Source organism: Natronoarchaeum philippinense (assembly GCF_900215575.1).
Lineage (GTDB): Archaea > Halobacteriota > Halobacteria > Halobacteriales > Natronoarchaeaceae > Natronoarchaeum > Natronoarchaeum philippinense.
This window is the reverse complement of record NZ_OBEJ01000001.1, coordinates 711,491-723,406: the sequence shown is the minus strand read 5'-3', so window position 1 is coordinate 723,406 and position 11,916 is coordinate 711,491. Positions and strand designations below refer to the sequence as shown.

Here is an 11,916-nt window from a genome sequence, read left to right as displayed (position 1 = left end):
AACCGCGAAAGCGCCGCTTGTCGGCGCTACAACAGCATATCAGTCAACGTGCCATACAGCTCCGTTGCGTTGATAACGAGCACGAACCCGACCACGATGAGAATCGGGATCCGGACGTACCAGAGCCACAGGACCGGCAAGGTCCCGCTGGCGTCCGATCCGGTGCCCTTTGCGAGTTCCTTGGCGGAGTCTTGGTACACCCAGCCGACGAAAATCACGGTGAGAAACACGCCTAGTGGCAACAGCAACTGTGCGGTGGTGGCGTCGAACAGCGTGAGAACGTCAGTGCTCATCGCCGACGGGATGCCGACGACGAACACGATCGCCGAGATCACGGCTGTCGCCGTGGGGCGCTCGATGCTGTAGTTGTCGATGGCGTAGGAGACGAGCACCTCGAGGATGCTGATCGCGCTCGACAGCGCCGCGATGGTGACGACGCCGAAGAACAGGAAGCCGACGAGTCGGCTACCGGGAACCTGCGCGATGGCGCCGCCGACGCCTGCGAACAGCTCGCCCGGGCCGCCGCTGCCGGGCTCGGTACCGATCGTGAACAGCACCGGGAAGACGACGAGTCCGGCGAGGATCGACACCAGCGTGTTCAGGAAGGCGATCCAGCCCCCGTCGACGCCGAGGTTGCGGTCCTCGTCGATGTAGGACGCGTAGGTGATCATCACGCCCATCCCGAGCGAGAGGGTGAAAAACGCCTGTCCCGCTGCCGCCGGAAGGATGGACGTCCAGTTCGCCGCAATGACGCCGAAGTCCGGCGAGAGGTAGTATTCGTAGCCCTGCGCGGCGCCCTCGAGCGTGAAGGCGTAGGCGATCAGTCCGACGAGCAGTACCAGCAGTGCCGGCACCATCACCTTGACCGCCATCTCGATACCCTTCTGAATACCGGCCGCGACGATCACCGCGGTGACAACCATAAACAGCGCGTGGAAGCCGACCGCTGCCGGGCCCGCCGAAATCTGTCCGAAGTACGCGCCCGCTTCGCCGAAGTACGCACCTGTCAGGCTTGCGAAGGTGTAGCGGGTCACCCAACCGGCGACGACCGAGTAGTACGACAGAATCAGGAACCCGGTTATGACGCCGAGAATGCCGATAAAGCGCCACTCGCCGTGGCCCAGCCGATCGAACGCGTTGATCGGGTTGCGTTCGGAGCTTCGGCCGACGACGAACTCGACCAGCATCGCCGGGATGCCGATGATCGCCACGAACAGCAGGTACATGACCAGAAACGCTGCACCTCCCTCCTGTCCGACTTGGAAGGGGAATCGCCAGATGTTACCTAGCCCCACCGCACTGCCGACGGCGGCGAGGATGAACCCGAGACGGGTCGCCCACTTCTCTCTCGTTACTTCTTCGAGTGCCATGGTACGTACTGTCCTACGAGCTAATAATAACCTTGCGGGTTCGTGATTATGTCACGGACGAATAATTTCTTTGTATATCAGAGACGTTCTAATAATACGATTCGAGGCACTGTTAGCAAATAAATATAAATTATTTGTTTATTGTGAGCACCGCGGCGGCAGTCACGCCTCGCCGTACACCGGCACGGCGGCGCCGCTGGTCGGACTGGCGCCGTCGCTACAGAGGAAGGCGATGACGCCGGCGATGTCGGCCGGATCGACCCACGAGTCGTGATCGGCGTCGGGCATCATCTCGCGGTTGGCCGGCGTGTCGATCACGCTCGGCATGACGGCGTTGGCCCGCACGTCGCCGCTGTTCTCCTCGGCCAGCGTCTCGGTCAGCAGGCGCACGCCCGCCTTCGAAGCGCGGTAGGGCCCGTCGCCCTCGCCGCCCGACAGCGACGACCGGGAGCTGATGCTGACGATCGCACCCGCGCCGTCGCGGAGATGTGGGAGCGCGTGCTTGCTCGCCAGAAACGCCGTTTTGAGATTGACATCGAACAGCATGTCGAACTCGTCGACCGGCGTCTCCTCGATCGGCTGGCCGCCGCGCCACGTGCCGGCGACGTTCGCCAAGTAGTCGATTCCGCCGTGGTCGTCGGCGATCTCGCCGATCCCCCGCTCGACATCTGCTTCGTCGGTCAGGTCGATCTGGTAGTACTCGATCCCCGCTTCGATGTCGAGCAGCGCGTCCTCGTCGTCGGGCGAGACGACATCGACCGCGGCGACGGTCGCGCCGGCGGCGTGGAACCGCTCGACGACGGCACTTCCGAGCGCCCCGCAGGCGCCCGTAACGACGGCGACGCGTCCATCGAAGTCGAAACTCACGGACATACCGTTCCCTGCGCGTCCGAAGCAGTTGAATCTGTGGGGCAGTGCCACGCGTTACGTGATGCCGTAGCTCACGGCTCTTTCGGCGTCAACGCGTGGACGGTCGACAATCCACTGCTCGGCCGAGCGCTGCTTCGCCTCGGCGTCGACGGCATCGTCACCGACCGCAGCGGCGCCGTCCCGTTCGGGTCGGGGTAGTCCTAAAGCGGAGTTCCCGGTCGCTGGCGGCGGTAACCGCCGCCTTCGAACGGTAGCGCAAGTATAGCAATCAGGGGCTCGGCCGTGAGCCGCACGTAGCGACCGTCGTGGGGTCGCGCGAACCTATGCTTCCAGTGCTCACTGCCGACGCCGACCGCGCAGGGACGCCCAGCCGTCACGTTCGGGGTGATCGCCGTGGCGACGGGTAGCGATGCCTTCCTCGGCGCCACCGCCTCCGCGCTTCCCCGCCGACTCGCTAGCGCCGGCTCGCTGTGGGTGCTGGCGGTCGCAGTCTACGGCGTCGGCGACCTCGCCTCGACGCTGGTCGGCCTCCAACTGGGTGCGACCGAGAGCAACCCGATTCCGGCAGCGCTGATCGAACTGTCGCCGGGCTTTCTCGCCGTCGTCGTGGTGCTGAGCCTCTGGAAGGCAGCGACGATGGCGGCGTTCGCGCTCGTCGCGTGGCGGCTCCCGTCGCCGTACGCCGCCGCGGTGCCGGCCGGCCTCTGTCTGATCGGCGTCACCGTCGTCGGCTGGAACGCGTCGGTGATCCTCTCGGTGGCGTCGTGACGCCGACCCGCGATCGCGCGCTCTTGGCAGCCGGCGCGCTCTTGTTGCTCGGCTGGCTCGCCGTCGACGCCCGCAGCGTCCCGCTGGTGCTTTCGACCGTCGGCAGCGACACGCTGCAGCGACTGATCGCGCCCAAGTCGTTGCCGGCTTCGCGCGACGACGCCGCGGCGTCATCGTCCGATGGAACGGCGGCGTCCTCGTTCGCTGCTCGGACAGCGTCCTCGTTCGGTGACCGATCGGCGTCCACGACCGGCGACACGGCGGCGTCCAGCCGCCCGCTGTCCCGCAGCGCCCGTCGCCGCCGGACGCCGCCGCTCACTCGCCGACGACGGTCACCGTCACTTCCCGCGTCCGCGGGCCGTCGAACTCCAGCAGCAAGACGGACTGCCAGCGCCCGAGCGCGAGGTCTCCGTCCTCGATCGGAACCGACTCGCTCGCGCCGATCAACGTCGCACGCAGGTGTGAATCCGCGTTGCCGTCGAGTTGATCGTGGCGGTGGCCCTCGTCGGGGACCAGATCGCGCAGAAAGTCCTCGGTGTCGGCGCGAAGCCGCGACTCGTTCTCGTTGATGCAGATGCCCGCCGTGGTGTGGCGGACGAACACGGTACAGACGCCGGTTTCGGTGGAGTCTGGTACCGCGGCTGCGACGCGGTCGGTCACGTCGACGGTGTCGGTACGGTCGCCGGTCCGGACGGAGAACGTCGTCGAACTCGCCATAGGCGTCGTCTCGACCCGCGAGTAAAAATGGTCACCGGGACCGACGGCGCCGCGGCTCAGGCCAGCCAGTCGTCGGGCTTGGTGTCGTAGTCGATGTCGCTGGCGGCGATGTCCTCGACTTCCTCCCACGGGATGTCGCGCTCCTCGAAGGAGGCGCCGTCGTACCGGATCAGCAAGCCCTGCTCGTCGGGATCCGGTTCGCGGTTCCGACGCTTTGCGACCTCGATGTCGTGCTCGTCGACGGTCTTGACGATCGTCAGCAGGTTGACCGGGCGCCCCCACAGGTCGAAGACGCGTTCGAGCGTCCGCTTTGCCTGCTCGATGTCGAGCATGACGCCGTTGTACCGGTGGGCCAGCAACAGCTCGTTGCGGTTGTTGTAGTTGCCGTCCTGCACGACGATCGTCGGCTTCCCGAAGTTGGTGAACTGGAGGAGGAGCTTCTTTTTGACGTCCTCGTAGTCCGTGCTGGCGACGCGGTTCTGGCCGGCGGCCTGAGAGTACTCGTAGGTGAAGTACTCGTTCTCGTCGACGAACTCCTGCGTGAGGAACTCGTCGAGGAACGTCACGTCGTTGTGACTCTCGCGGATTCCGCGCATCCGATCCCAGCCCGCCGCGTGATCGACATCCGCCAGCGCTTCTTCGACCGAGTCGTAGATCGCGTCGTCGAACAGGTATCGGCCGATCCGTTCGAGTTCGGACTGGCTGACGCGCTTGAGGAAGCCACGATTTTGGCGCTTGGTCAGCGAGTAGTGACGCCGCGCCAGCCCCTCGTAGGTCAGCACCTTCCAAGGGTACCGATCCACGTCGATCTCGCGCTCGCGCGCCCGGTCTAACGCATTGCGGTCGACGTACTCGTCGGGGAGTTCGGCGACGGCGTCGAGCGAGTCGCTCGTGATCGAATCGAGCGCGGTCGGTGGCTCTAGCTGCTCCAGCACGGCGTCGAAGTCGACCGTGTCGGCGACGTTGCGCCACGAGATTCCCTCGACGCGCAGCAGCTTGTCGAACACTTCCCGCCGGTTGGTCGTGTTCTCGACGTACTCCCAGAGCTCCTTGCCGAGCTTGTAGGGGTTCAGCCCGGGCGACCCCAGTACGCGCGCCTGATGGTCGGCGTAGCTGAGGAACTCGTCGGCACCCGCGAAGGCCTCCTCGCCCATCATCATCGACTCCCAGTAGGCCGCCCATCCCTCGTTCATCACCTTCGTCATCTTCTGGGCGGCGAAGTAGTACGATTCCGCGCGAAGCATCTCCAAGATGTCGCGCTGCCACGGCTCGAACTCGGTTGCCTTCCCGGCCTCGGCGTCGTACTGCTTGCCGTGCTCGCGGAGGAAGGCGATCACGTCCTTCTCGGGCGTCTCGGGGAACGACGCCGTCTCGCCGTCGCCCTCCTGTGCGTCGAGCCACTCCTCGTCGAACACCTCTTCGAGGACTTCGTCGCTCAGATCCAGTTCCGAGAGCTTTTCCGCGAGGTCGTCGTCGCGCTCCTCGCCGTCGGCCGGCCCATCGCCGACCAGATGCGACGCCGAAAAGGGCTGGTGCTGGTCGATCGTGTCTTCGAGCGTGAGCACGTTGTCGATCCAGCGCTCGACGGCCGCCCGATCGACATCGGGGTCGGACATGTACTCGCGGATCGACCGGCCGTGGCGTTCGAGCATCGCGGCGGCGTCGACGGCGTCGTCGCCCCGCGCGTCGGTGAACAGGCCGAACCACTCGTTGTTGGCGAAGAAGTCGGCGTGGGCCTCGACGTGGGTGATCACCGCCTTCTGGTCGGCCAGATCGTTCGACTCCTGCAAGAACGCGTGCGAGGGGTTGTCGTTGTTGACGATCTCGAAGGCCTTTCCGCCGCCGTACTGGCCCTGCTTTTGCTGGCGGTCGTACTGCATCCCCCAGCGCCAGTGGGGGTACCGGTGCTGGAACCCGCCGTAGGCGATCAGCTCGTTCATCTCGTCGTAGTCGACGATCCAGTAGTTGACCGGATACGGCGACAGCCCGAGCTTTTCGGCCAGCAGCCGCGCCTCGTCGACGGGCTCTTGCAGCTTCGATGCCTCGCGTCTGGCTTCGTAGCGGTCGAAACTCATGGTGTTGCCTCTGTGCTCACTGTTCTGCTTCCTCCTCTGTGCTGAGAATTTCGTAGATGGCGTCGGTCACGTCGTCCTCGCTTGCGACGTAGGCCACGGCCACGTCGTCGGCGTCGCCGAAGTGGCTCTCGACCTCCTCGGCGTGGGTCGCGTTGATCGCGTTGCCGCTCGGCTGGGTCTCCACGTAGGCGTGGAGGTTCGCGGGAATCTGCTCCATCAGCGGGACGACGCGCTGTTCGGTGTCGTTCGAGGAATTTTCGCTGTCACCCGCGGCGAACACGTACCGGTTCCACTCGCTCCACGGGTACTCCTCGGCGAGGTCGGCGGCGAGTTCGTAGGCGGCCGAGATCTTCGTCCCGCCGCCCGACCGGATGCCGAAGAACTCGTCGCGTTCGACCTCCCACGCTTCGGCGTCGTGGGCGATGTAGACGAACTCGGCGTTGTCGTACTTGCCCTGCAGATACCAGTCGAGCGGCGTGAACACCCGCTCGACGAGCTCGCGCTTCTTCTGACGCATCGACCCCGACACGTCGCGGATGTTGAACACGACGACGTTCTTCTCGCGCTCCTCGATGATCTCGGGGTGGCGATACCGCTCGTCCTCCCGGCGGAACGGCACCTGCTTGATGCCTTCGCGGCGGATCTTCTGCTGGATCGGCTCGCGGTCGATCGTTTCCTCCAGTTCGTCGAGGCTCGACCACGTCGTCCGCTCGCCGTCGGAAATCTCGGAGTAGGCGTCCTCGATCCACGCCTTCGAGACGGGGATGTTCTCGCCGCGCGCCCACTCGAACGTTCGGTCGGGGCCCCAGCCGTCGATTTTGAGCACCTCCCGGAGGAACTCCTCGTCGAAGTCCATGGCGAGCTTGCGCTTGAGGCCCTCCTTGAACATGCGCTCGAAGTCGAGCGTCGAGTCGGGACCGCTCCGGGTCAGGTCGGTGAACGGACCTTCCTTCTCCTCGATTACGCGCTTGCCCTTCGGATCGAGGTCGAGCCCGAGTCGCTCGTCGAGTTCCTCGGCGAACTCTTCGGGGTCCATCTCGTAGTACTCGTGGTCGGCGCTCTCCTCGCCGGGCTCGCCCTCCTCGTCGCCGTCGCCCGGCTGTGGCTGTGGCTGGCCGACGGGGTCTCCGACATCGGCGTCGCCCTGCCCGACGCCGCCCTGATCGCGTCGGTCGTACTCGAACTCGGGGAGATCGACGATCTTGATCGGGATCCGAACGTCGTCTTTCCCGCTCTGGCCGAGGTCGCCGTACTGGATGAACTCGGCCAGATCCTCACGGCGCTGTTCCCCGACTTCACGGAATCGTTCGAGGTCGTCTTGCAGTCCCATGCTAATCCCACTTGTAGGCGACCTGCCCGACGACGTGGCGGCTCGTCAGTTCGGCCGCGGCCTCGCTGTAGTCGAACAGGTCCGTCATGTTTGCGATCGTCTGTGCTTTCACGGTCGCGGTCTCGGTGTCGGCCGGCGGGTCGTCCCACTGGCGCGGGTCGAAGTCCTCGTGGATACGCGCGACATCTTCCCAGTCGTAGCTTTCGAGCAGCGACCGGATGATCGGGATATCCGTCAGGTCCACGTCGGCCACCGAGAAGTCCTCGTCGCGGTGCTCCCACGCGTGGCGGTTCAGCGCGGTGATGATCTTCTCGGTGCGGAACTCCCGGACGCCGGGGCCGGGCTCGTCGCCCTGATAGCTCTCCTCGGCGAACCGACCCATGTGCTCGACCTCGAACACCTTCATCTTCAGCGGGTCGGGCTCGACGCGCTCGCCGCGGTCGTTAGTGATCTGCTCGTCGGTCGCCCACGCGTAGACGTGCCGGACGTACTCCTCGACGGTGTCGGCGTCGACGCGCTTGTCACGTAGCATCGCGTCGAGCACGTCCTCCTCTTGCTGTTTGAACACGTGATTTTTCACCGGGACGACGCGGTTCTCGAACTCGGTGCGCTCGCCGGCCGAGAACACCGGCGCGTCGTTCAGATTCTCGGCCATCGAGTTGAGCACGTCGCGGGGCATCACGACGTCCTCGACGGGCAGGTCGGCGTGGTGGCGGTCGCGCTCGGTCTGGAGCAGACTCGCCAACTCGTCGCGCGTGTAGGTCACGGGGATGCCGTGTTCGCCGTCGGTCGCGCCAACGAACTCGAAGTCGTCTTTCTCGATGCGCTCGTCGCCGTCCTGCAGGTAGCCTCGATCGAACAGCACCGCCTTGTCGACCAGATCGACGCCGGCCGGCAGGTCGCCGTCGTCCAGCCGCGTGACGACGGCGTACATCGCGGCGGCCTCGACGGCGTGGGGCGCCAGTTCGCGCTCGGTGAGTTCGCCGTCGGCGTCGCGGACCGTCACCGTCACCGGCTCGCGGAGCTTCGCCTCGATCTCGTCGTACTCGGTCGACTCCCACACCTCGGTCTCGTTGGTCAGCTCCCGCCGGATCAGCTCGGCCTCCAGCGAGTAGTTGGTGAGGTATGTAAACTCGTGCTTGTCGAGTCGACGCTTGAGCGCCTTCAGCGGATCGGTGCCGTTGCGGTCGGCGTGCTGATTGAGTTGGGCGTCGAGATCGGGGTTCGAGATGATGAGCAGTTGCGTGTCCACGTCCATCCCGATCCCCTTGTCGAGCTTGACGGTACCCTCGTCGGGCACGTTCAGCAGTTTCTGGAGCAGGTCGGCGTGCTGGGCGGCGTCCTCGACGATCGTCAGAAGCCCGTTGCCCTGCGAGAGGACGCCGTCGTAACTGAACGCCTGCGGGTTCTTGCGCCCGCGAGAGTCGAGTTCCTGTAGCATCCCCTGCATCCACGAGCCGACGAGCCGCTGCTTGGGGTGGCCCTCGTCCTCGGAGTGGAGCACGCCGATCCCCTGACCGACATCGACGACGTAGTTTTTCACGCGCAGGTGTTTCGGGTCGGTGATCGTCGAGAACAGCTCTTCGGCGCCGTTGCGCCGGTACTGCTCTTCGAGATACTCGTAGGCCTCCCGCGAGAACGGGTCGAGGCGCTGGTCGACGTGGAGGTCGATGTGGTCCTCGCTCGCGGCGTTCAGCTCGGCCAGCAGGTCCTCCCGGATGTCCTCGGGGAAGACGCTGAGCGGGTGGGCCTGCACCGGGCTTTCGTACCACGCGTCCTCGTCGGGGACGCCATCGCCGCCGTAGCTGAGCCCGCGGGTTTCGACCGCGCCCTCGACGTTCCACTCGACCGTGTAGCGGCGTCCCTCCGGGGTCTTGGAGTACTCCCGGAGACCGTTGATCAGACACCGCTTGAGTTCGGATTTGCCGGTCGCGGTCGGCCCGTCGAACCAGATGATCTTCTCGCCTTTCCCGCGCTCGGCCGCGATCGTTCGCAGGTCGTCGACGAAGGCGTTGAGCACCTCGGTGTTGCCCAAGATCGCGTGCTCGCCGCCGTTGTGCGGGTCGTCGAAGAAGCGATAGCGCTCCTTGTCCTCGCCGTCCTCGACGACCGGTCGAGTGCCCGCGGCCTCGATCGCCTCCAGCAGGTACTTGCTGGCGTGAGACGCGATGTTCGGACTCTCGAAGACGGTGTCGACGTACGCCTCCAAGCTCATCGGCTCCTCGTAGGCGCCTTCGAGCGCTCGGTCGGCCGCTCTGACGTACTCGTCGCCTCGGCTCATTATTCCTCCAGCTCGGACTTGGCGACTTCGGCGCCGGCGAACTCTAGCACCTCCCGCGCGCCGTCCTCGCTGTAGCCCTGTTCGATCAGCGCGTCGATCCACTGGTTGCGCTCGTCGTCGTCGAACTCGTTGGCGCTGACCAGCGCGGAGAAGTTGATGTTGTGCTTCTTGTCCTCCCAGAGCTTCCGTTCGAGGGCGCGGCGAAGCCGCTCGTTGTCTTGGGGATCGAAGGCCTCGCCCTCGCGTGCGCGCCGGGAGACCCAATTCGAGACCTCCTGGCGGAAGTCGTCTTTGCGGTCCTCGGGGATCTCTAGCTTCTCTTCGACCGAGCGCAGGAACGTCTCGTCGGGCTCCTGTTCGCGGCCCGTGAGCTCGTCCTCGACGGTGTCGTCGTCGATGTAGGCCATCACGTGGTCCATGTACTTCTCGCCTTGGCGCCGGATCTCGTCGACGTCGTAGGCCAGCGCGTGGCGCACGTCCTCGATGGCCCGCTCGCGGTACTCCTCGCGGACGGTTTCGAGGTAGCGGTAGTACCGATCGAAGTTGTCCTCGGGGATCGAGCCGTGGTGTTCGAGGTTCTCCTCGAAGAAGTTGAACACCGTCAGCGGCGAGAGAAAGCCCCGCGAGCGGTGCTTCGAGTCCATGATCGCCTCGGCGATCTCGTCGCCGATGAACCGGGGCGAGACGCCGTCCATCCCCTCGCCGATCTCGGCGGTGGCTTCGGCTTCGTCGCGGAGCTTTTTCACGTCGACATCGTCGCCCTCGTCGACCTCGCCGTTGTAGGCTTTGGCCTTCTGGAGCAGGTCGACGAGTTCGGTGTCGGGTTCCTCGATCCGCGTGAGGACGCCGAAGAGGCCGGCCATCTCCAAGGTGTGGGGCTCGACGTGGATGTCGGGCACGTCGGCGTTCGTGAGCATCTTGTCGTAGATGTCGGCCTCGTGCTCGTAGGAAAGGACGTAGGGGAAGTCGATCCGCTTGGTGCGGTCGTTGAACGCCTCCATCTTCTCGTCGCCCTTCTTGTCCTTGTACTCGGGCATGTTCGTCCGCCCGACGATCACTTGGTCGATGTCGATCCGCGGGTTGGATTTGGGCTTGATCGTCTGCTCTTGGGTGGCGTGCAGGAAGTCGTAGAGGAACTCCCGCTGGAGTTTGAGTAGCTCCTCGCCGGAGAACACGCCGCGGTTGGCGTTGCAGAACGCCCCCGAGTAGTCGAACGCACGCGGGTCGGACTCGCCGTAGACGGCGATCTTGCTGTAGTTCACGTCGCCGGTGAGCTCGGTCTCGTCCTGATTCTTCTTGTCTTTGGGCTCGAACGTCTCTAGGGCCTGCCGTTTGTTCTCGTCGGCGGTCAGGCGGACGATCTCGACGTGGTTGGCCAGCACCGCCTTGAGGTCGTCCTCGTAGTGGGCGAGCAGCCGGTCCATGTAGAACTCGCTCTCGGGATCGAGGGCCTGCTCGTTGCGGATCGTATAGGGCGCGTCGAGCCGTTCGTTGATCCCGTCGATCACCGAGTCGCGCTGCTCTTGGGGGAGCAACACGAGCGGGTCCTGATTCATCGGCGACCGGACCGTGTCGTCGGCAGGGTCCTGATCGTCGATCACGTCACAGAGGTTCGTCCACCGGAACGTGTACATCCGCCCCGCATCGCGTAGCGTGTAGTCCTCGAAGTAGCGTCGGACCTGTTTGTCGAAGTGAGACTTACCCGAACCGACTGGGCCGAGCAGGAGCTTGATGCGGCGCTCCGGACCGAGCCGTCGGGCGCCGCTTTTGACCTTGTTGACGAACTCGTGGATCGACTCGTGGACTACCCGGCCGAAAAACCGGTTTTCGCCGTCTCCGAGCGGGTCCTCCGAGGCCAGTAGGTACTCGACGACACCGGTCTCTTCGTCGTACTCGGTGCCGTAGTAGTCGAACATGTCCGCCACGCGCTGGTGGGCGTTGCGGGCTATCTTCGGGTCGTCGTAGACCGCGTCGAGATACCACTCGAAGGACTTGGTCTCCCGGAGGTCCTCGGGCATCGACTGCCTGTACTCTTGGCTCAGTTCGTCGAGGGTTTCTGTGTCTCCTGACATTGTATCACTGGCGGCCGTGTACCACCGACGATCGCCACTAGACTCGCCGCACGGGTGTCGAGGTGCGACCAGCGCGGCCGCTCGGGGCGCTGTATCGGCGGCGAACGCGCGGCGGCGCGACGGGAAGCGTCGACAGTTCTTGTCATGTGGTGTCGTTCCCCAAACCTCTACGCGAGACGACGGCTTCGGCGGCGAACGACGACACGATACGACGCGAACGGGCTCGGGTGCGGGGACCGGTGGGCGGCCACCGGACGTATACTATGTACGGGAGTGAAGACGTATAAGCGTATCCCCAAACCCTATTTACCAGTATACTTTGGGTTATAAAGGCTATCGGTATCCGTCCGATCGAGGCGGTGACGGTGCCCCGCTACGGGAATGTTCGTCTCGACAGTTTATAAACAACGGGGGCGGGGGCGTCATACTGGGT

10 protein-coding genes are annotated in these 11,916 nt (G+C 64.9%); 2 read left to right on the top strand and 8 right to left on the bottom strand.

Features of this window, described 5'->3' with window-relative positions:
• Nucleotides 1-26: 26 nt before the first annotated feature.
• Entirely contained in the window at nt 27-1,370 is a 1,344-nt protein-coding gene (locus CRO01_RS03650) for a sodium-dependent transporter (RefSeq protein WP_097007745.1), read from the bottom strand.
• Nucleotides 1,371-1,532: 162 nt separating this feature from the next.
• A complete protein-coding gene (locus tag CRO01_RS03645) occupies nt 1,533-2,243 on the bottom strand; it encodes an SDR family oxidoreductase (RefSeq protein ID WP_097007744.1) in 711 nt (236 codons plus the stop codon).
• Nucleotides 2,244-2,276: 33 nt separating this feature from the next.
• Here CRO01_RS03645 and CRO01_RS16485 point away from each other — a divergent pair, with 33 nt between their 5' ends.
• Both CRO01_RS16485 and CRO01_RS03640 read left to right on the top strand, forming a co-directional pair.
• On the top strand, nt 2,277-2,438 hold the full coding sequence (locus CRO01_RS16485; protein WP_179747386.1) for a glycerophosphodiester phosphodiesterase family protein: 162 nt from the start codon (nt 2,277-2,279) through the stop codon (nt 2,436-2,438).
• 195 nt (nt 2,439-2,633) lie between these two features.
• Complete coding sequence (locus tag CRO01_RS03640; RefSeq protein WP_245838496.1) at nt 2,634-3,008, top strand: DUF5658 family protein; 375 nt, start codon at nt 2,634-2,636, stop codon at nt 3,006-3,008.
• Here the strand turns inward: CRO01_RS03640 and CRO01_RS03635 are convergent.
• The 6 genes from CRO01_RS03635 to CRO01_RS03610 are packed head-to-tail and all read right to left on the bottom strand — an operon-like array spanning nt 2,959 to nt 11,483.
• Nucleotides 2,959-3,327, bottom strand: coding sequence for a hypothetical protein (locus tag CRO01_RS03635; RefSeq protein WP_097007743.1), 369 nt, complete (start codon nt 3,325-3,327; stop codon nt 2,959-2,961). The genes CRO01_RS03640 and CRO01_RS03635 overlap by 50 nt on opposite strands.
• Nucleotides 3,324-3,725: a secondary thiamine-phosphate synthase enzyme YjbQ gene (locus tag CRO01_RS03630; protein WP_097007742.1), complete on the bottom strand. Its 402-nt coding sequence runs from the start codon at nt 3,723-3,725 to the stop codon at nt 3,324-3,326. Before CRO01_RS03630 ends, CRO01_RS03635 begins: the two co-directional genes overlap by 4 nt.
• Before the next feature lie 56 nt (nt 3,726-3,781).
• Entirely contained in the window at nt 3,782-5,800 is a 2,019-nt protein-coding gene (locus CRO01_RS03625; RefSeq protein ID WP_097007741.1) for a SpoVR family protein, read from the bottom strand.
• A 16-nt stretch (nt 5,801-5,816) separates the two neighbouring features.
• Nucleotides 5,817-7,130, bottom strand: a complete 1,314-nt coding sequence (locus CRO01_RS03620) for a YeaH/YhbH family protein (protein WP_097007740.1) — start codon at nt 7,128-7,130, stop codon at nt 5,817-5,819.
• A 1-nt stretch (nt 7,131) separates the two neighbouring features.
• Entirely contained in the window at nt 7,132-9,411 is a 2,280-nt protein-coding gene (locus CRO01_RS03615) for a PrkA family serine protein kinase (protein WP_097007739.1), read from the bottom strand.
• Nucleotides 9,411-11,483 (bottom strand): PrkA family serine protein kinase, encoded by a 2,073-nt coding sequence (locus tag CRO01_RS03610; RefSeq protein WP_097007738.1) that lies wholly within the window; start codon nt 11,481-11,483, stop codon nt 9,411-9,413. Before CRO01_RS03610 ends, CRO01_RS03615 begins: the two co-directional genes overlap by 1 nt.
• Nucleotides 11,484-11,916: the final 433 nt, after the last annotated feature.